Here is a 20797-nt window from a genome sequence, read left to right on the forward strand (position 1 = left end):
ACCTGTTCCCATTCCGAACACAGAAGTTAAGCCCACCAGCGCCGATGGTACTGCGAAAGCGGGAGAGTAGGTCGCCGCCAGTTTTTTTACAAACCTCATACAATAATGTATGAGGTTTTTTTATGCCCTTACTTTTTTGGCTCCTCATTCAAAAAATACTCCAACTCATCATCAATTCATCATCAAGTCACAACTCATTAAGCAGAACTCATCTCAATTAAAATAACAAAAAACCGCTTTACAATAAAGCGGTTTTTTGTTGAGGGATAAAATTCTTAAACAAAAGGCATCTTAACTACTTTTGCCGGAATACTTTTATTTCTTACCTGAATGAATATTTCAGAGCCTATTTTGAAGTGAGGTTTATCAACATAAGCGATTCCTAAACCGATCTTTTTCATCGGAGATTGTGTACCGGAAGTCACTTTTCCTATTACGTTTCCTTCTGCATCTACAACGGAATAATCGTGTCTTGGAACACCTTTCTCAGTTAGCTCAAAACCTACCAATTTTCTGTTTATTCCTTCTTCTTTTTGTTTTGCAAAAGTTTCTTTTGATATAAAATCTTTGTCAAATTTAGTAATCCATCCTAATCCTGCTTCAATTGGAGAAGTTGTGTCATCAATATCGTTTCCATATAGACAAAATCCTTTTTCAAGCCTTAAAGTATCTCTTGCAGCTAATCCGCATGGAATAATTCCCTCTTCAGATCCTGCTTCTATAATAGCGTCCCATAGTTTTTCTGCAGATTCGTTTTTAAAATAAATTTCAAAACCGCCGCTTCCTGTGTAGCCTGTGTTTGAGATAATTACATCATTTACACCGGCAACAGAACCAACAGTAAAGTTATAATATGGAATTTCAGAAAGATTTGTTTCAGTTAATTTCTGTAAAATTTCAGTTGCTTTCGGTCCCTGAACTGCCAACAGAGACATTTCGTCCGAAGCATTTGTCATGACAGCACCAAAAGTATTGTATTTTGAAATGTGATCCCAATCTTTATCAATATTGGAAGCGTTTACTACAACGAAATATTTTTCATCATCCATTTTGTAAACGATAAGATCATCCACAATACCTCCGTTCTCGTTCGGAAGACAAGAATATTGAGCTTTTCCATTCTCAAGAGCGTTTACATTATTGGTGGTTACATACTGCAAAAGATCTTTTGCACCAGCTCCTTCAATAAAAAACTGTCCCATGTGGGAAACGTCAAATAATCCTGCTTTTTCTCTTACGGCAAAGTGTTCTTCTGTTACTCCAGAATATTGTACAGGCATTTCAAAACCTGCAAAAGGTACTATTTTCGCTCCCAAAGAAACGTGCTTATCATATAAAGCTGTTTTTTTCATATGTAGATATTTATTTTTTTATTTTAAAACTTTCAAAAGCTTCGTTAAAAAGCTTCATATAATTTCCGTTCCAGTGTTTATGCTGGCAATTGATGGTTATAAGGTAAAGCTCCTTGTTTTTTTGAAATACTTTTGTGACCCAGAATATTTTTTCTTTTTCGTCTAAATATTCATACAGATATTCTGTGTAACCTTTTTTATTACCTGTATTTTTTACTGTTCTTTCATCATCTCCAGATTGATACAATGCGAGAATAAATTTTTTCACTTCTGTTTTTGGCAAATCCAGATCATGATATTCAGAAATAGTAATTGCTCCAATCTGACTTGTAGGAAAAATATTTATAATTCCCTCATCATTAGTCAGTTTCCATGTATCAGGAGTTTCTATGGAATAGTTTTCACTTTCGTAAAGCTCAGTTTTTATTTTTTGTGAAAATGAAGCAATGCTGTATAAAAAAGTGAATAATAAAAATAATTTTTTCATGTGTTTTTAAAAATGATATTTATATTCTTGGAGGATGATTTTAAACCATTCCGTGAAAAGATCAGGGTTTTCTGAAATTTCTTTGTCTAAATTTTCTAATGAAATGTACCGTACTTCTTCTACTTCTGCTTCGTTAAGATTAAAATCATCACAATAAATTCCGGTAAATACGTGATCTAGTTCATGTTCCCACAATCCATCTCCAACATTGGCTTTGTAAATAAAATGAAATTTTTCTGAAATATCAGCATCAATCCCCAATTCTTCCTTAAGTCTTCTCTTTGCACCCTCAAGGTAGGTTTCTCCAAATCTCGGATGCGAACATACAGCATTTGTCCATCTTAAAGGGGAGTGATATTTCCCGGTCGCACGTTTCTGTAAAAGCATTTCACCTTTTTCGTTAAATAAGAATACCGAAAATGCACGGTGAAGCAAACCATTGATATGTGCCTGCTGTTTTTCCATGAGACCTAAAACTTCATCTTGTGGATTTACTAATACTACCAACTCTTCCATTCCTACAAATTTAGGCTTAATACATGATTTTGTAAAATAAATGTTTAGTTTTTTTACTATTTATGAAAATATCATCTTTTATAATCATAAAAAATATAAGCTTAATTATGAAATATGTAATAAAATATTCACCATTGTCCTCTTTTAATCACTTTTTAGGTTAAATTTTTAACATAAACAACAATTGATAAAGTTGTTTGAAACATAAAACGTAACTTTGCACTTTAAAATTACAGCGATGGAATTAGAATATATTGAGCACATCAGTCCCATTCTGAAAGACGGAATTAAAAATTATCTTATTGATATAGACGGAACAATTACGGATGATGTTCCCAACGAAGAGCCGGAAAGAATGGTAACCTGTGAACCATACCATGATGCTCTTGAAACGATTAACAAATGGTATGACGAAGGTCATCAAATTTGTTTTTTTACTTCACGTACAGAAAATTTAAAGCAAATAACTATTGACTGGCTTGATAAGCATGGGTTTAAATATCACAGTGTTTTGTGCGGAAAGCCTCGAGGCGGAAACTATCACTGGATTGATAATCACCTTGTGAGAGCAACAAGATATAAAGGTAAATTTACCGATTTGGTTGAAAAGCAAGTTACCATAGAGGTTTTTAAAGATTAAACAAATTAAAAGATTTAAAAGTTATAGGTAAAGAATATCCTTTATATTAATTTTTTAAATCTTTCAACTTTTAAACAAGATATTTATTTATGAAAGTTTTGGCAAATGACGGTTTAGATCAGTCAGGAATTGATGCATTAACGGAAAAAGGATTTGAAGTGATCACCCAAAAAGTTCCACAGGAGTCTCTTTTAAATTACATTAATGACCATAAGATCCGTACTCTTTTGGTAAGAAGCGCCACTCAGGTAAAAAAAGATATTATAGATAACTGTCCTTCTTTGGAAATAATTGGACGCGGTGGAGTAGGAATGGATAATATTGATGTAGATTACGCAAGAGAGAAAGGAATTCATGTCATCAATACGCCTGCGGCATCTTCAGAATCGGTAGCTGAACTTGTTTTTGCACATTTGTTTTCTGGAGCAAGATTCTTACAGGATTCTAACAGAAAAATGCCTTTGGTAGGAGATACAGAATTTGCTTCACTCAAAAAAAACTATGCTGCAGGAATTGAGCTGAAAGGAAAAACTATCGGTATTGTTGGAATGGGAAGAATCGGTCAGGAAGTAGCAAAAATAGCATTAGGATTGGGTATGAGAGTGATTGCTGCAGATAATATGATCGGAAAAGCCAGCATAAAAGTAACTTTTTATAATAATCAGTACATTAATGTAGACATTGAAACAGAACCGTTACAAGATGTATTGAAGCATGCGGATTTTATAACTCTTCATGTTCCGGCCCAGAAAAACGGTTATATGATTTCTAAGGAGGAATTTGAAATAATGAAAAATGGTGTTGCGATTATCAATTGCTCAAGAGGTGGGGTGATTGATGAAAAGGCTCTATTAGAGGCATTAGATTCAGGAAAAGTAAGATTTGCAGGACTGGATGTTTTCATTAACGAACCTACACCTTCCAAACAAATCATTTCTCATCCGAAAATTTCTGTGACTCCTCATACAGGTGCTTCAACACTTGAGGCCCAGGATAGGATCGGACTTTCTTTAGCCGATCAGATTTCGAGTATTTTTCAAATGTAATAAAAAGATCCGCCATAATTAAAAAATTATAGCGGATCTTTTTTTTCGTCAATATTATTTTTTCTTCAATTCATCACGAATTTCAGATAACAATTGTTCTGTGGTAGTAGGAGCAGCCGGAGCCGCCGGTGTTTCTGCTTCAGTTTTTCTCATTTTATTGATTGTTCTTACAAGTAAAAAAACAACAAGTGCAAGAAGCAGAAAATTGATTGCTACAGTAATAAAATTCCCATAAGCAAAGATGGCTGCTTCAGGAGCAATTTCTTTTGCTTTTGCTAGCGTAGATCCTGCAGGTATATTTTCAGCACCTTTACCCATAGCAAAATAAATACTGCTGAAATCTGGCTTTCCGGCTACTGCTGCAACAACAGGCATAATCAAATCATCAATAACGCTGGTTACGATTTTTCCAAATGCACCACCAATAATTACCCCTACTGCAAGATCAAATGCATTTCCTTTAACAGCAAATTCTTTAAATTCTTTTACAAATCCCATAATTGTTTTTTTAGTTGTTTAAACAAAATTATCAATTAAAATAATAATATAATGTTGTTTGGGTATTTTTTTGCATTAAGAATTTAGTCGTCTTTAATATTTATGATTAAATTTATTAAAATCGAATCGCGTGAAAATTCTTCCTAAAGAAAAAATAAGATTAGCAGATCAGTTTACGATAGAAAATGAACCCATTTCATCAGTCAATCTGATGGAGAGAGCTGCATTAAGCTGTGTGGAATGGGTGGAACAAAACGTAAAGCACTACACAAAGTTCTATGTTTGCTGCGGTAACGGCAACAATGGCGGTGATGGCTTCGCAATTGCCAGACTTCTTTATTTGAGAGGTTTTGACGTAGATGTTTTTTTTGACCAGCAAGATCAAAATTTCTCTACAGACGCATTGGTCAATTTTAAAAGACTAAAAGAAATTTCAGGGATTTCTTTAAAAGATTTTGATGAAATCGAAAAATTAAGATCTGATGAACAAACCATTATTATTGATGCGCTTTTCGGAATCGGTTTATCAAGAAAGCTGGATGGCAGAAATCAAAAGCTGATTGAAAATTTAAACAAAAAGAATAACCCTAAAATATCAATAGACATTCCGTCGGGAATGTTTGCAGATAAAATCAACAGCAAGGATGATGTTATCTTTAGAGCGGATGTCACACTAACATTTCAAAGCTGGAAAAAATCTTTTTTACATCCTGAAAATGGAATTTATGCCGGAAAAGTAGTTGTGTTGGATATAAAACTAAGCTCAAAATTCATAGAAACCGCTCAAACTGATGATTTTGTGATAGATGATACATTGGTCACAGAAATATTCAAACCAAGAGATGATTTTTCGCATAAAGGAACTTATGGCAAATCCGTTATTGCAGGGGGAAGTTATGGTAAAATAGGAGCCGTTGTTTTGGCTGTAAAATCAGCATTAAAGACAGGTTCAGGTCTTACATTTGTTTTGGCTCCGGATTGCGGTTACGAAATATTGCAGACAAGCTGTCCGGAAGTCATGTTTATCAATGGCGGAGAAAAAGTTATTTCCCACATTGAAATACAGGAAAATACCGTTTACGGAATTGGTCCGGGCTTGGGAACTGAAGATAGTACGGAAAAATCTCTGCTAAAATTTCTTGAAAATTATCATTCTCCATTGGTATTGGACGCAGATGCTTTGAATATTCTTTCACAAGAAAAACATCGTTTAGATTTGATTCCGAAAAAATCAATCATCACACCGCACCCGAAAGAATTTGAAAGACTATTCGGAACAACAGAAAATTCATTTGAAAGATTGAGCTTAGCTAAAATAAAAGCTAATGAACTGGATATTATTATTGTATTAAAAGATCATCACACCCAGATTATTACTCCTGAAGGAAAAGTTTATTATAATATTACCGGAAATTCTGGTCTGGCAAAAGGCGGAAGCGGAGATATACTTACAGGAATCATTACTTCACTTTTGGCTCAAAAATATTCTTCTGAAGAAGCGTCTGTTTTAGGAGTCTGGCTTCACGGTAAAAGTGCAGATTTTGCTGCTGAAAGGTATTCCAAAGAATCGATGCAGCCAAGTGACGTGATTGATGAATTGGGAAATGTTTTTCTGAATCTTAACAGAAGAAAACTTTTCTTCGGAAGGTAATGATGATGTATGAAATTTTACTAAGTGAATAAAAGATGAATGATTTTTGTATTTACTCTCAAAAAATAATTTATATATGAAAAAAACAATTGCTTTTGCAGCACTCTCTACAGTATTTCTTTTTACTGCCTGCAAAAAAAACAATTCTGAAAATACAGAAAATGCAGTTCAGATGGAAACTAAAGATCATCAATTTGTTGTTGATTCGGTTTCAGTAAAAGATTCCGCAAAAATAAATGAGAAGCTATCTCTAAATTACGAAGCCAAAATGCTGGTTTTTCCATCTGTAAAAGACAAAGCGCTTCTAGACAGTATTTACTACTATAAAGATGGAATTACCGATTTTTCCAAAGAAGGGTTAAAGACATTTCTCGAAAAAGACAGACAGGATTATTTTTCATCAGTAAAAAATAAAGATTCAGGCTGGATGAGAAATTTAACCAATCCTCAGACTTGGGAAACAGGCTCTTATATGAAACTAAAATCTCTTTCCGAAGATTTTCTTCAGATTGAATATCTGTTCAGCTCATACGAAGGTGGCGCCCATGGAAATTATGGTTTTTCTGAAAGAGTTTTTGATCTGAAAAATAACAAAAAGCTTCAGCTGAAAGATATTACCAATATAGAAAAGGCAAAGCTGGAAGAACTTTTAAAGAAAAATATTGATAAAATACCAAGCGGAACTACTTCCGGGCAAGAGACGGTAAAAAATTCGGATATGCTTTTAGTAGATACTATTCCTGCTAATGATAATTTTTATTTTGACGATAAAAGTCTGTATTTTCATTACAGTCCTTATGAAATTACTGCTTATGCGGCAGGTGATATTGTGATCCCGGTTTCATGGGAAGAATTGAAAGGTACGATAAACCCTCAATTTGAGAGTAGAATTAAAAAATAATTGTTTTTTTTATTGACTGAAAACATATAATTCTTTAATTAAAATTCAAACATACTCAATATTTTTATCAGAAATGAATGGATATTCAGTATAAATAAATCAACTTAAATTGCGTAAATTTGGCTCTTATCAAAAAGAACAAACCGTTTTTTCGAGTGATAAAGCCGAACTGGCATGAAATAATAAAAAAGTATACAATGAAAAATCTTTTTTTAGGGATATGTACATTTGCCGTTTTGGCATCTTGCGGAACAATGAAAAATACATCTTCAGCAAAAGTTGGAAAAGAGCAGCCTTCGATTGCCAATACAAAGTGGACTTTAGCAGATAATGTGAGAGGACAGTCTCCAACTTTGCATATTGAAGGAGCCAAGATCAACGGAAATTCCGGTTGTAACCGTTTTTTCGGCGGAGTGATGATGGATACCATTTCGGGGAAGTTTGAAACTTCAGGCGTAGGTTCTACGAAAATGGCGTGCGATAATATGTCTGTTGAAAGGAATTTCTTGGATATGCTTCAGAAAGCCAATAAATATGTTGTTTCTGGAAATACATTGGAATTGTATCAGGATAATCTTCTGCTGTTGAAATTCAATAAGTCAGAATAATAAATAAAAAAGGAACTCAGCTGAGTTCCTTTTTTTATGAGTAAATTTTAGTCTTCCTCTTCTTCGTCGTACTTAGCCAACTCTTCGTCACACCATTTGAATGCTGCTTCCACTACTTTAGTAGCTTCGTCTGCCATCGTCTCTTCGTCGTCTCCTTCAAGATCATCAAGCCATTCTACTTCCTCTTCTTCAACGTTTAAGATAAATCTTGGATATTCTGTGTGTACTACAAACAAATCTTCAGGAAAGTCTGAATTATCTGCTAATAAAAACTTTGGTAACTTCATTTTTTTAATGTTTAAACTTTATCAAAGATATATAAAATTATTGGTATTTGTTCTTGTCAATCTTAATTTTTTGTAAAACTTTATACCTTGTTAACGTATTTTTACGAAGTGTGTCCTGCGGCTTAAAAGTGAGCTCTATATTAGCATTCACGGTGCTTATCAGCTCGGCAACCTGTATTTTTTCCAGATCTTCCATGGTCTCCAGATAAAATTTTATCGGTTTTTTATCAAGTTTTTCATTTACCAGAAAATTTTTTATTTCTCTTCTGTTTTCAAGATAATTTCCCCGGGAAAGAAGTGTGAAAAACAAGCCGGAACATATACTCAAAAATCCTGCAGCGTAAGTTTTCATACCTGAAATCTGAAACATTTTTCTGAAATACAATAACCATAAAGGCATACTGAAAGTAACAAGCAAACGATAATCTATAGCGTTTACGGAGTAAAAATATTGAATGAAATAGGAACAGATAATCCCGAAAACTCCGATAAAAATAAAAAATACTTCTGTTTCGCTAAGCTTTGTTTTAACGAAAAGAAAGATCATAAAAAGAATATTGAATGCTCCTAAACCATAAATTCCATAATTAATGATTCCGCCATTAGGATCCGCCATATGAATAAAAGGATTGAACGTGGTGCAGAGTCCTAAAAATAATTCTTTCAACAGTTTTGAAGTGGGATGCAGACCTATTTCCAGAAAGTCTTTTACATAATTTTCATTAAAATAATCAATGAAAAAGAATTTGTATAAAACTACAAAAATCCCTCCAGTAATTCCGGAAATGATGAATGAGGAAGCATATTTTCTTTTCAGGAAAACCCAACCGAATAATCCGGTTCCGCCCATGATAAAAAGTGCACTGTATCGTATGTTATAAAGTAAAATCAAACTTAAAGAAAGATAAAAAACAGCTTTTCCTTTTTCTAAATTTCCTGAAATAATTTGCGATGAAATATATAGAAACCATACTACAAAAGGCAAGATCAAAGCTTCGCTCATGGTGAAGGAGAAAATAGACACAAAACTAAATAATGAGCATACTACAAGTGTTTCTCTGAAAAAAAAGTTTTTCCTGTAAGTAAAAAAAAGAATCGCTGCCAAAGCCGTCAATCCCACAATTTTGCTGCTCCAGAACTCGTCAAGCCCAAACAGAGTAAAAAATTTGATACTTAAAGGATAACCTAATGGCGTTGTCGTGTTATCAATAGTTGGGAAAATATTTGCAAACCGCATAAAACGGATAGAATCCGGGCTTGTACGTCCTTTCTCGTTGAGCAGAAAACGAAAAATGGTCATCAAAACAGTGATGATGACCAATAATATCTGAATATTTTTTTCTTTTAATTTCATGAAATGTGAAATGAATGAATTTTGCGAAGTCAATCACTTTTTAAAGTGAATTAAAATTTAAGCTATTAAAAAATTAACTATGAACGATTCACAAACCCACTCCTTTCTTTATTTTGCAAACATTTTTGCCACTTTTTCGGCTTTTTTGCTTTCAGAATAATCATAAAAGCCTTCTCCTGATTTCATACCTAATTTTCCTGCCATCACCATGTTGACCAATAGCGGATTCGGAGCGTATTTAGGATTTTTGAAACCGTCATACATTACATTTAGGATAGCAAGGCAAACATCAAGACCGATAAAATCGGCTAACTGAAGTGGTCCCATCGGATGAGCCATTCCCAATTTCATTACCGTATCAATTTCCTCAACTCCGGCAACACCGTTGTATAAAGTTTCGATAGATTCGTTGATCATCGGCATCAGAATTCTGTTGGCAACAAATCCGGGATAATCGTTTACTTCTACAGGTACTTTGCCCAAAGTTTTGCTCATGGTGTAGATCGCATCAAAAGTTTCTTTGGATGTAGAGTAGCCTTTGATGATTTCTACCAGTTTCATAATAGGAACCGGATTCATAAAATGCATTCCGATCACTTGATCTGCTCTTCTTGTAGCGGCAGCGATTTTCGTAATAGAAATAGAGGAAGTATTGGTCGCCAGAATGCAGTTTTCCGGAGCTAAATCATCCATCTGACCGAAGATTTTAAGTTTCAGATCCTGATTTTCCGTTGCTGCCTCCACAATAAGATCAGCATGGGTTACGGCATCTTTCAGCTCCGTAAAAGTCTTGATATTTCCTAAGGTTTCTGCCTTTTGTTCTTCGGTAAGGTTTCCCTTTGCAATTATTCTGTCGAGATTGGTGGTAATGGTTTTCAAGCCTTTGTCTAAAGCGTCCTGAGAAACATCTACAAGATTTACACTAAATCCGCTTTGTGCAAAAGTATGTGCAATACCATTTCCCATGGTTCCTGCTCCGATAACTACAATGTTTGTGATCATTTTGATTGTTCTTTTTTATATATAATTAAATTATCAATGTTTAATAAAGCAGCTTTTTTTACAGTTTCTGAACTGCTGAAATCAACTTTTCCTTTGCTTGTTTTGCTATTGGTTTTGTTTTGTGAGTTGACAACATCTTGCAGTCCTGCAGTAAATTTTGTTTTTATTTTCGGACTCAGCTGGTCTGTTCCTACAAATAATTTAAACTCACCTTCACGCCCCAAACCCGATTGGCGGAAGATTTCAAACGGTTTTGTTTTGTTTTTTTTCTGAAATAAGGAGATATAATTCATCACCGGCTCTGTAGAAGGAGTTCCGCAGCAGATACTGTTATAGCTGATTTCGAGATAGTTTTCGCTTTTCTGAGCAAAGAAAAACCCAAAACAGACTAAGCTTAATATGAAAAAAGTTTTCTTCATTTTTATGGTTTTAAAATTAAGCTTTAAATTTTACTTATTAAAATAATCCCAAACTGTTTTTGAAATATCCGAAATCATTTGGCAATTTACTGCTTCAGGCTCTGTAGAATCGCTGATAAAAACAATTATTGAGTAATGCTTGCCATTCGGCAGGGTTACTATTCCCGAATCATTTTCGGCTACAGTCAGATTTCCGGTTTTTCCTGATGAACCTGTTTTGTGAGCAATTGTTTTTTTGGGAAGCTGTTCTTTCAGCTTATTGGTACCGGTTTCGGTATTAAGCATGATATTGTATAAATAGTCTGTTGATTTTTTAGACAAAATTTTGCCAAGATAAAAATCTTTATAAAGTTGAGCCAAAGAATGCGGAGTTGTATAATTATCGTACAAATATTGTATTCCTTTGTGCATCTGCTCCTCATTGTTCTTGATTCGGAAATTTTTTACGCCTTTAGAATCCATCAATTTTTGGACAGTTTCCGTACCACCAATTAATCTTAGAAGTATATCACAACCATTATTATCACTCCATGCTACGGTGTAATAAATCATTTCACCAAGACTCATTTCGATATTTCCGTTGGGGAATTTTTCGCGGATGGGCGACCACGTATCCTCCAGCAAATCTTTTTTTGTAATGAAAATTTTCTGATCTAAAGACAGTTTCCCCTGATCTACCCGGTCTAAAACTGCTGCCGCAATATGAAACTTAAAAACACTGAGCATCGGCAGCTTTTTATTGGCGTTTTTATTATATCGGAAATTGTCTTCAATGCTCAATACAGCAACTCCGACTGTAGCATTTTTATCTTTGATGATCGTGTTTATTTTTTGATCTAAAACAGATTGCTGAGCAAAAATAATTGTCGAAATGAGCAGAAATAGAAATTTAATTTTTTTCATTTTGTTAATTTAAAAAAAGAAACTGTCTCAAAAGTCAAATAAATTTGTGTTTTGAGACAGCCCTTTGATAATCAAATATAAAAAAATTAGAAGTGACTTCCAACTGTAGTCAGCATTAACCAGATAAACAGCATAACGTAAAACGAAATTAAAATCAGAGTCAGAATACCAATGAATTTATAATGAGACTTTAAATATTCAAATGCATTTGTAAGCGCAGACTGATTGTTGTTTCTGAGAGCGTTTTTCATATTGCTTGAGAATGAAATTTCATCAAATGATGAAATGCGAGTTTAGTTCAACTCGAAATAGCTTAAGTTAATTCCGTCGTTTCTAAATCTTATTCTGATTTTATTTTCTCCTTTTCTGAGATTGATTGGTTTTGCAGAAGTTGTTTTCCAGTTTTCATATCCTCCTGTTGATGGCAATTTTATGATTGTTATTTGTTTTCCGTTGTGATCTTCAATGATTATCTCCGAATCTTTTACGGCAGAATACTGCAAGGCAATATTATATTTCCTGTCTGTGTTTGACTGAATGGTGTATTGAAGCCATTCATCTTTTTCAGTCTTGCCTACATAATAGATATTGTTATTGGTTTTGTAAATATCAACCCCGTCATTTCTTAGTTGGTTTCCGGAATTCCATTCGGATCTTTTTTCAGGATCACTCACCCAAAGATTAATAAAGTCTTGATCATCATAAGCGAGTCCTATTTTCCCGAGATCATAATCTACAGCAGATATTTTTCCCGGAGCTTGATGGTATTTGAATGGTTTTGTTAAATTTTCATTGGTTTGTCTGAACATCGCATCAATCACATCTTTCTTTATTTCCACATTACTGAATTTGTAGTTTTCAGCAATTTGCATCAAAGCTTTTTCGGAAAATTCTTTTGTTGGTTTTTTGCCTCCGTTCTTCCAGTAATCTAAAAGTTTCTGATACTCTGGAGTAATTTTTACGTTGGTGATCCCGGCAATATTATCAATTTTTTTCATCGGCCAGAAAGCATAGCCTATGTTGTGTTTATTTAGTAGCTCAATAAGCTGTGTAAACCACACATTTGAGTTTTCCCCGGTTTCACCAAGCCAGACAGGGATATTGTATTTTTCTCTTAAATCTAAAATAAATTTCAGAGTTGCATCATCATTATTATTCCAGTATTTATGAAAGCTGAATACAAGGTTGTCGTCCCAAAGCTCAGTAAGACCGTTATAGTTGTTTCCCCATCCGTTTCCTTCCAGAAAAATGATATGTTTTTTGTCTACAGACCTTATGGCTTCTGTAATTTCTTTCTGTAGTTTCCAAAGCGGAGCATTCGACATTTCATCAGTTCCATTTGGGTTTTTACCGGTAAAGTTGATATTAGGTTCATTGATGAGATCATAGCCTCCGATCCACGCTTCATCTTTATATCGTTCTGCTAATTTTTTCCATAAAGCAATTGTTTTTTTCTGGTTTTCTTCGTTTTTCCAAAGTGATGGCTTGCTTTTGTCGTTATCTGAAATGTTGACATCATTTCCTTGTCCACCCGGAGCGGCATGAAGATCCAGAATAAGATATATTTTATTGTCTTTACACCATTGAAGAAGCTGATCTGTCATTAGAAATCCTTCTTCGATCCAGGTATTTTGCCCTTTTACAGGTTCTTTTTCAATTGGCAGCGTGTAAAGATTGTAGTGCATGGGTAACCTTACGGAATTAAAGCCTGTTTTAGCCAGAAATTGGATGTCTTTTTCAGTAATTCCATTATCTAGATACGCTTTATAAAATTTTTTCATTCCCTCTTCACCAATAAGTTCAGAAATTTTTTCTTTGATTTTATATTGTGGACCAGCAAACTCTGCTGTTTTCAGCATATAGCCTTCCTGCAGCATCCAACCGCCCAATCCTAGTCCTCTAAGCTGAATGTTATTTCCTTTATCATCAATTATTTTTTGGTTTTGAGTAGTGAGTATTTGTGATGTCCCAAATTGAGACAATAAAAAAGCGGATATAAGAATAGTCTGTTTCATAGTAATTTGTTTAAAATTGGGTGATTGTTACTTTTTTAAGAATTTAGATGATTACAAATATATTTAAAATTTTTTGTTTAAAATTAAAATCAGTAAACTCATACATTATTATCTTTGCAGACTATACATTGAAATATGAAAGATTTAATGGGACAGGCAATATGGGATTATTTTCACAACGAAAATCCTGAAGATCTGCAGACTGAAACCTCAATTTCTGAGCTTGATGAGCTTCCGGTGGAATATCTCTTCAGAGATTTTAAATCAATGAATATAATCGAAAGAAAAGCTTTACAAGCATCCTCAGGAAAAGTACTCGATGTAGGAGCAGGAGCGGGTTCTCATTCATTATATCTTCAAAACGAAAGAAACTTAAATGTTACTGCATTAGATATTTCGCCAAAATCAGTTGAGGTTTGTAAGCTGAGAGGAATTAAGCAGGCTGTTGTGGAGAATATACTGAATTTTTCGGGAGAGACATATGATACTATTCTTCTTCTTATGAATGGAACCGGAATTTTTCAAAGTCTGAAAGTAATTGATATTTATCTGCAGAAACTGCATTCACTGCTCAATAAAAATGGACAAATCTTGATTGACAGCACAGACATTATCTATATGTTTGATGTGGATAAAGATGGCGGAGTTTATATTCCTGCAGAAGGCTATTACGGAGAGCTTGATTATATCGTTCATTATAAAGATCAATCGGAAGATCCTATCAAATGGCTTTATCTTGATTTTAATACTTTAAAAAATGCTGTCGAAAATAATGGTTTTATAATAGAAAAAGTGGTGCAGGATGAATATTCTTATCTGGCTAAACTTACAAAGAAAAATTAATATACTGTTTTAAACTTAGTCGCCTTATTATTAATTATTATTACTTTTTTGAATAATTTTTTTATTTTAGATTCACTATAAATTAAATCCCTAATTATCTGAAATACAATTCGTTGATTTTATTGTAATTAAAATTTTTATAAAAATAATCTTCGGGGAATCATTTTTGTATTTTTAATCATAATCACAATAAAATATACAATTATGAATACCAACAGACTTTCACCTGCAATTGAAAAAGCATTGAGCGATCAAATGAATAAAGAAATTCATGCTTCCCACACTTTTTTATCATACGGAATTTGGGCAGATGATAAAGGTTATCAGGGAATTGCCAATTTTTTGTATCGTCACTCGCAGGAAGAAAGAAATCATTCTATAAAATTTATGGAATATGTCTTGAATCGTGGCGGAAAACCAAAAGTTGATGCGATTCCGGCTCCGCCGAATGATCCTAAGTCTCTTACAGAATGCTTTGATAATGTTTTTAAGCATGAGGTGGATAATACTACTTCCATCTACAAATTGGTCGACATGTCGTTGGATGAAAAAGACTGGGCAACGTGGAATTTTATGCAATGGTTTGTTCAGGAGCAGATTGAGGAAGAAACTTTAGCTCAGGATCTTATAGATAAGCTGAAAATAGCAGGAGGAGATCAGGCATCCAACGAGTCATTATTTACACTAGATAAAGCACTGGAGTCTGCTCCCAATGATGTTTCTTTAGCACAGGAAGCGACTGGAGATAACCCATAAACATCAATTAATTAAAATTATTTCTGAAAATCTGTCAAAATTCTTGGCAGATTTTTTATTATGAAATACATCTTAAAAATACTATCTTTGCACGCTGAAAGTTGAAAGTAATCATCTTAAACTTTAAATCTGAACTTTGAATTTAATGTTATGAAACTGTGAGGCTTTGTAACACAACCATAAAATAAATTTCATTATGAAATGTGGAATCGTAGGCTTACCGAATGTAGGTAAATCAACTCTTTTTAATTGCTTAAGCAATGCTAAAGCACAGTCGGCAAATTATCCTTTCTGTACTATAGAACCCAATTTGGGAACTGTTTCTGTGCCGGATCAAAGATTATTTGAGCTTGAAAAACTGGTAAATCCTGAAAGAGTTTTACCTGCCGTTGTAGAGATTGTAGATATTGCAGGTCTTGTAAAAGGAGCCAGTAAGGGAGAAGGTTTAGGAAATCAGTTTCTTGCCAATATCCGTGAATGTGAAGCGATTATTCACGTTTTAAGATGTTTTGATAACGGAAATATTGTACACGTTGAAGGATCGGTAGATCCGTTGAGAGATAAAGAAATTATAGATATTGAACTTCAGTTGAAAGATTTAGAAACAGTAGGAAAAGCTGTTGAAAAAGCAAAGAAGTTCATCAAATCCGGAAAAAAAGAAGATATTCTGGTTTATGAAACCCTGCAAAAGCTGCAAAAACACCTTGAAGACGGTAGAAATGCAAGAGAATTTGCAGTTGATGATTTAACGAAATCTATTATCGGAGATGTTCAGCTTTTAACCAATAAGCCAGTTTTATATGTTTGTAATGTAGATGAAAATTCTATAAAAAACGGAAACGACTGGGTTGGAAAGATTGAAGAAATGGCAAAAAATGAAGGTGCTGAAACTGTTGTTTTAGCAGCTCAGATCGAAGCAGATATCAACGAACTGGAAACTTATGAAGAAAGAGAAATTTTTCTTGACGAATTAGGTCTTACAGAACCTGGTGTTAATCGTTTAATAAGAAAAGCTTACGATTTACTGAAGCTTCAGACGTATTTTACGGCTGGTGTAAAAGAAGTAAGAGCTTGGACAATAGGGCAGGGTTGGACGGCTCCACAAGCAGCAGGAGTGATTCACACAGATTTTGAAAAAGGTTTCATCCGTGCGGAAGTGATCAAATACAATGATTATGTGAATTATGGCTCAGAGTCTAAAGTAAAAGAAGCCGGAAAGCTTTCTGTAGAAGGAAAAGAGTACATCGTTCAGGACGGTGATATTATGCACTTCAGATTTAATGTTTAAAAATATTAAAAGTTAGTTATATAATATTTTAAATACGCTTCCAAGAATTTGGGAGCGTTTTTTGTTGGATGTAAAAAAACATTGCATGAGATATTTATTTTTATTATTTCTGATTTTTTCGTGCTCCCAAAATATGGAAGACAGGTGTTTTACAACTTCTGATGATAGCTGGCTTAAACATTTTAAAAATGATGAGGAATTAATAAACGATAATTATTACAGACAGGCTCAGAAATACAATGTGAAAAAGATCATTGCTGAAAAGCCGGATTATCTACAAATCGTTGATCTCAGGAAATTTATAAGTTTTAAAAAAGATAGTATAAAGTCGAAATCAGAAGAAATTATAGAAAAGAAATGGGAAGAATATGATTCGGAATTTAAAACTTTCAATGATTTATTTTCAAAGCAATTTACTTTTTCTAATCAGCAAAAAATCGGTAATATAGAGTATGCTTTTGGCAAGAATCAGCTCGGATTCTGGCTCTGTAAAATTGAAAATGAAAAACCTTCTGCTTATTTTTTAGGATTAAGTTTCAGTCATTATTATATCAACAAATTTCAGGAAAAACCGATGATCAATAATGGTTTTTTGGAACTGGAAGGAAGTTTTGTTCAAATCATAAGAGTTCCGGGATTACCGGGCTATGATGATTATTCTGCTATTGAAGATGGAAAATTGTTTAAAATAAAATTGGAAGATCTGATAAAAGATTCTGATAATGATGGCTATAATGATATTTTTGAAAAGAATTTTGGCTTAAATCCTACTAATAAAGATACTGATGGAGATGGAGTAAATGATTTTCTTGATTTGAATCCGTTGTTTAAGTCTGAAAACAATAAGTTTACCCGGCTTTATGAAATGTTGTTGCCCGATTATGGATCTGAAAATCTACGCAATAGCAATTATTATTTTGAAGTTTTTATCAGTGACTGCGATTATTTTCATCAGATAAATCCTAAATATCATGTTTTGTTTATTCCTGAAAGTTTACAATCAAAAACTGATTATCAGAAAATTACGGATGTTTCATCACACGGGATGGGGAAAATCAAAAAGAATAAAAATAATTCTAATATTTTTTACATAAAAAAATGGGGAAGTAGTAGTTCCATAGATTATTCAGCAGAATATAAAAATGGTAAATGGATTTTAGAAATTAGTGGAGGATATGTCATATAATTAATTCGGTAAATTCTTATATTTGATTTTTACAAATTTCTCTTTATGGAAAAACTTGCTCATGCATCATTAGAAGATTTTTATCTTGAAATGACTCAAAGACTGGGAAAGGATATGGAAAGTATCTTTCCGAAGGGCCTTCATAAAGATATTGGTCATTTTAATGTTTTCGATATTGCGCAAACAATTGCGACAGTTAAGAAAACCTGCGAAATGCCTTACAATAGGAGAAAGTATTATAAAATAAGCTTAATTCGAGGCAAAAACAGAGCAGAATATGCAGATAAAATAATTTCCGTAAAAAAGAATGCATTATTATTTGCAACACCGAAAGTTCCATATCATTATGTTCCGGAAGATGAAAATCAATCTGGGAATTTCTGTGTATTTACCGACGATTTTTTCAATAAAAATTCTTCTCAGAATATTCTGGAAGATTTACCTTTGCTTCAGCCGGGCGCAATTCCTATTTTCGAAATTGATGATGATCTGGCGGATGAAATAGATTTAATTTTTGCGAAAATCAAAAAAGAAATCAATTCAGATTATGAATTTAAATATGATTTAATCAGAAATTACGTTTCAGAATTAATTCATTACGGACAGAAGCTTCAACCTGCCGAGAAAGTTCAAAATACTCACAATGCTTCTTTAAGAGTTGTTTCTTTGTTTATCGAACTTTTAGAAAGGCAGTTTCCGATTGAATCTCCAAACCAAAGAATTCAATTGAAGATAGCTAATGATTTTGCTGAAAGATTATCAATTCATGTCAATTATTTAAATAAAAATTTAAAGGAAAATACAGGGAAAACAACTACTGAATTTATCGCCGATCGCATCATTCAGGAAGCAAAAATTCTACTAAGACAAACCAACTGGAATATTTCTGAAATTTCTTACGCATTAGGTTTTGAAGAAATAGCTCACTTTTCCAATTTTTTTAAACGTAAAACGTCATTTACACCGATGCAATTCCGTTCTTGATTTGAATTTTGCAAATTTCAGATTGATTTTGATAACAATTTGGTTCTTAAATTGAAGCAATTTTGTAACATCAATAAAAATCAGTTATGAATAATAAAACAAAAATTGCCCTTATCACAGGCGGAAGCAGGGGCTTGGGGAAAAATTCAGCATTAAAGATTGCAGGTAAAGGTTTAGATGTAATTATCACTTATAATTCAAACAAATTAGAAGCAGATAAAACCGTAGCTGAAATTCAGGCTCTGGGAAGAAAAGCAGTCGCTTTTCAGCTAGATACAAGAAAGGTGAAAACCTTTGACGAGTTTGTAAAAAAAGCAGGTGATTATTTAGAGGGAAATACAGGAAGCAGAAATATAGATTTCCTGATCAACAATGCAGGAACAGCTTTATATTCTCCAATTACGGAAACCACAGAAGAACAGCTCGACGAGATGGTAGATATTCATTTCAAAGGTGTATTCTTTCTAACTCAGAAATTTTTACCATTCATCAATGATGGAGGTGGAATTATCAATATTTCCTCAGGTTTGGCAAGATTTGCTTTGCCGGGATCATCTGTTTACGGATCATTAAAGGCAGGTGTCGAAATGTTGACTAAATATATGGCTAAAGAGTTGGGCGATAGAAAAATTAAAGTAAATGCAGTTGCACCAGGTGCAATTGAAACTGATTTTGGCGGCGGAAGAACAAGAGACGACAAAAATATAAATGCAATGATTTCTAATAATACAGCTTTGGGAAGAGCCGGTTTGCCGGATGATATTGGCGGAGTAGTTGCTTTTCTTTGTACAGAAGATGCAGGATGGATTACAGCGCAAAGAATTGAAGTTTCCGGGGGAATGTTTTTCTAAAAATAAACATAATTTCTCTCGCAGATTGAGCAAATTTAGTCTCAACCTGCGAGGGTTTTCTTAAAGCTTTTGTAGATTTTCTATCGCCTTTTCGAGAGTTTCATTTTTCTTTGCAAAACATAATCTGATAACATTTTCATTCATCTTATCTTTGTAAAAAGAAGAAAACGGCACTGTTGCTACTTTGTGATGAATGGTAAGTTCCTGTGCAAAATCGAAGTCTTTTTTATCAGAAATTTTATCATATTTTACCGCCTGAAAATATGTTCCTTCGCAATCCAGAAGTTCAAAAGAGGTGTTTTTAAGACCTTCTCTCAGAAAATCACGCTTTTCCTGAAAAAAATGGTTGAGGTGGAGATAGTTATTTTCATTTTTCATATAATCTGACAATGCCAACTGTAAAGGGGTATTTACACAAAAAACATTGAATTGATGTACTTTTCTGAATTCTTCGGTCAGTGATTTCGGTGCTGCGCAGTAACCTATTTTCCAGCCGGTAATGTGAAAAAGTTTCCCGAAAGATGCGATAAGAAAACTTCTTTCTTTGAGTTCCGGATATTTGCAGATGCTTAGATGCTTATGTCCGTCAAAAACGATGTTTTCATATACTTCGTCACTCAGGATAAAAATAGAGTTGTCTTTTACAATCGCCATGAGTTCCTGTATATCATTTTCAGCTAAAATCTTTCCGGAAGGGTTATTCGGATTATTGAGAATGATGAGTTTTGTTTTTTCTGAAACCAGTTTTTTAACTTCATTCCAATTAATAACATAATCTGGAGCAGTCATCCTAAATCTTTTGACGATTCCTCCAAAAAGCTCTACGGTAGGTTCGTAGCAATCATACGCAGGTTCAAAAATAATTACTTCATCTCCATCTTTTATTAATGTGGCAATAGCTGTAAAAATTGCCTGCGTTCCGCCTGCGGTAATAGTTATTTCCGTATCGGGATGATATATGGCTCCATGAGAATTTTCTATTTTTTGCGCAATTTTTTCCTTTAGCGGTAACATTCCACCCATCGGCGCATACTGATTAAATCCTTTTTTGATATAATGATCTGCAAGACTCAGAAGTTCAGGATCCGCAGAATAATCCGGGAATCCCTGAGATAAATTGATTGCCTCATTGTCATTGGCAAGCTGTGTCATCAGACTGAAAATGGTCGTTCCTACATTAGAAAGCTTAGATAAAGGAAGTTGTATCATA

23 protein-coding genes and 1 rRNA gene are annotated in these 20797 nt (G+C 33.7%); 12 read left to right on the forward strand and 12 right to left on the reverse strand.

Annotated features, from left to right (window positions below):
* A 5S ribosomal RNA gene (rrf, locus tag FOL89_RS12170) occupies positions 1–83 on the forward strand; the annotation flags it as partial.
* Between the two features lie 192 nt (positions 84–275).
* Here rrf and gcvT read toward each other — a convergent pair.
* Genes gcvT through idi form a run of 3 tightly spaced genes read right to left on the reverse strand, consistent with a single transcriptional unit; the run spans position 276 to position 2355 of the window.
* Complete coding sequence (gcvT, locus tag FOL89_RS12175) at positions 276–1352, reverse strand: glycine cleavage system aminomethyltransferase GcvT (protein WP_144283078.1); 1077 nt, start codon at positions 1350–1352, stop codon at positions 276–278.
* A 10-nt stretch (positions 1353–1362) separates the two neighbouring features.
* Entirely contained in the window at positions 1363–1839 is a 477-nt protein-coding gene (locus FOL89_RS12180; protein ID WP_144283079.1) for a hypothetical protein, read from the reverse strand.
* A gap of 6 nt (positions 1840–1845) precedes the next feature.
* Positions 1846–2355, reverse strand: a complete 510-nt coding sequence (gene idi, locus FOL89_RS12185) for an isopentenyl-diphosphate Delta-isomerase (RefSeq protein WP_144283080.1) — start codon at positions 2353–2355, stop codon at positions 1846–1848.
* Positions 2356–2593: 238 nt separating this feature from the next.
* Between idi and FOL89_RS12190 the strand changes: the two genes are divergently transcribed.
* Complete coding sequence (locus FOL89_RS12190; protein ID WP_144283081.1) at positions 2594–2995, forward strand: LNS2 domain-containing protein; 402 nt, start codon at positions 2594–2596, stop codon at positions 2993–2995.
* A gap of 89 nt (positions 2996–3084) precedes the next feature.
* Complete coding sequence (locus FOL89_RS12195) at positions 3085–4041, forward strand: D-2-hydroxyacid dehydrogenase (protein WP_144283082.1); 957 nt, start codon at positions 3085–3087, stop codon at positions 4039–4041.
* 54 nt (positions 4042–4095) lie between these two features.
* Here FOL89_RS12195 and mscL read toward each other — a convergent pair whose 3' ends face one another.
* A complete protein-coding gene (mscL, locus tag FOL89_RS12200; RefSeq protein WP_144283083.1) occupies positions 4096–4539 on the reverse strand; it encodes a large conductance mechanosensitive channel protein MscL in 444 nt (147 codons plus the stop codon).
* Positions 4540–4669: 130 nt separating this feature from the next.
* On the opposite strand from mscL, the gene FOL89_RS12205 reads away from it, so the two are divergent.
* The 3 genes from FOL89_RS12205 to FOL89_RS12215 all read left to right on the forward strand — a co-directional run bounded on the left by FOL89_RS12205 (position 4670) and on the right by FOL89_RS12215 (position 7699).
* Positions 4670–6190, forward strand: coding sequence for an NAD(P)H-hydrate dehydratase (locus tag FOL89_RS12205; RefSeq protein WP_144283084.1), 1521 nt, complete (start codon positions 4670–4672; stop codon positions 6188–6190).
* Between the two features lie 76 nt (positions 6191–6266).
* A complete protein-coding gene (locus tag FOL89_RS12210) occupies positions 6267–7091 on the forward strand; it encodes an RsiV family protein (protein WP_144283085.1) in 825 nt (274 codons plus the stop codon).
* 197 nt (positions 7092–7288) lie between these two features.
* Positions 7289–7699 (forward strand): META domain-containing protein, encoded by a 411-nt coding sequence (locus tag FOL89_RS12215; protein ID WP_144283086.1) that lies wholly within the window; start codon positions 7289–7291, stop codon positions 7697–7699.
* A gap of 47 nt (positions 7700–7746) precedes the next feature.
* Here the strand turns inward: FOL89_RS12215 and FOL89_RS12220 are convergent, their stop codons facing one another.
* The 7 genes from FOL89_RS12220 to FOL89_RS12245 form a co-directional block, all read right to left on the reverse strand.
* Positions 7747–7986 carry a hypothetical protein gene (locus FOL89_RS12220; RefSeq protein ID WP_143884612.1) on the reverse strand — a complete coding sequence of 80 codons (240 nt, stop codon included), beginning with the start codon at positions 7984–7986 and terminating at the stop codon, positions 7747–7749.
* A gap of 37 nt (positions 7987–8023) precedes the next feature.
* A complete protein-coding gene (locus FOL89_RS12225) occupies positions 8024–9340 on the reverse strand; it encodes a hypothetical protein (RefSeq protein ID WP_144283087.1) in 1317 nt (438 codons plus the stop codon).
* A 108-nt stretch (positions 9341–9448) separates the two neighbouring features.
* A complete protein-coding gene (locus FOL89_RS12230; RefSeq protein ID WP_185146980.1) occupies positions 9449–10339 on the reverse strand; it encodes a 3-hydroxybutyryl-CoA dehydrogenase in 891 nt (296 codons plus the stop codon).
* A complete protein-coding gene (locus tag FOL89_RS12235) occupies positions 10339–10761 on the reverse strand; it encodes a hypothetical protein (protein WP_144283089.1) in 423 nt (140 codons plus the stop codon). The genes FOL89_RS12230 and FOL89_RS12235 overlap by 1 nt, the downstream gene beginning before the upstream one ends.
* Before the next feature lie 30 nt (positions 10762–10791).
* Positions 10792–11664 carry a class A beta-lactamase, subclass A2 gene (gene bla, locus FOL89_RS12240; RefSeq protein WP_144283090.1) on the reverse strand — a complete coding sequence of 291 codons (873 nt, stop codon included), beginning with the start codon at positions 11662–11664 and terminating at the stop codon, positions 10792–10794.
* Between the two features lie 86 nt (positions 11665–11750).
* Positions 11751–11915, reverse strand: a complete 165-nt coding sequence (locus tag FOL89_RS17815; protein ID WP_185146975.1) for a DUF5362 family protein — start codon at positions 11913–11915, stop codon at positions 11751–11753.
* Positions 11916–11957: 42 nt separating this feature from the next.
* Positions 11958–13679: a cellulase family glycosylhydrolase gene (locus tag FOL89_RS12245; protein WP_144283091.1), complete on the reverse strand. Its 1722-nt coding sequence runs from the start codon at positions 13677–13679 to the stop codon at positions 11958–11960.
* 135 nt (positions 13680–13814) lie between these two features.
* Between FOL89_RS12245 and FOL89_RS12250 the strand changes: the two genes are divergently transcribed.
* The 6 genes from FOL89_RS12250 to FOL89_RS12275 all read left to right on the forward strand — a co-directional run bounded on the left by FOL89_RS12250 (position 13815) and on the right by FOL89_RS12275 (position 19587).
* Positions 13815–14522 (forward strand): class I SAM-dependent methyltransferase, encoded by a 708-nt coding sequence (locus FOL89_RS12250; RefSeq protein WP_144283092.1) that lies wholly within the window; start codon positions 13815–13817, stop codon positions 14520–14522.
* A 204-nt stretch (positions 14523–14726) separates the two neighbouring features.
* Positions 14727–15278, forward strand: coding sequence for a ferritin (locus FOL89_RS12255; RefSeq protein WP_144283093.1), 552 nt, complete (start codon positions 14727–14729; stop codon positions 15276–15278).
* Positions 15279–15474: 196 nt separating this feature from the next.
* Positions 15475–16566, forward strand: a complete 1092-nt coding sequence (ychF, locus tag FOL89_RS12260; protein ID WP_144283094.1) for a redox-regulated ATPase YchF — start codon at positions 15475–15477, stop codon at positions 16564–16566.
* 133 nt (positions 16567–16699) lie between these two features.
* Entirely contained in the window at positions 16700–17752 is a 1053-nt protein-coding gene (locus FOL89_RS12265; protein ID WP_228444910.1) for a thrombospondin type 3 repeat-containing protein, read from the forward strand.
* A gap of 45 nt (positions 17753–17797) precedes the next feature.
* Positions 17798–18736: a helix-turn-helix domain-containing protein gene (locus FOL89_RS12270; RefSeq protein ID WP_144283096.1), complete on the forward strand. Its 939-nt coding sequence runs from the start codon at positions 17798–17800 to the stop codon at positions 18734–18736.
* A gap of 86 nt (positions 18737–18822) precedes the next feature.
* On the forward strand, positions 18823–19587 hold the full coding sequence (locus FOL89_RS12275; protein ID WP_144283097.1) for an SDR family NAD(P)-dependent oxidoreductase: 765 nt from the start codon (positions 18823–18825) through the stop codon (positions 19585–19587).
* Between the two features lie 60 nt (positions 19588–19647).
* On the opposite strand, the gene FOL89_RS12280 is transcribed toward FOL89_RS12275, so the two are convergent.
* Entirely contained in the window at positions 19648–20796 is a 1149-nt protein-coding gene (locus FOL89_RS12280) for a methionine aminotransferase (RefSeq protein WP_144283098.1), read from the reverse strand.
* Position 20797: the final 1 nt, after the last annotated feature.

Source organism: Chryseobacterium echinoideorum (assembly GCF_007474535.1).
GTDB lineage: Bacteria > Bacteroidota > Bacteroidia > Flavobacteriales > Weeksellaceae > Chryseobacterium > Chryseobacterium echinoideorum.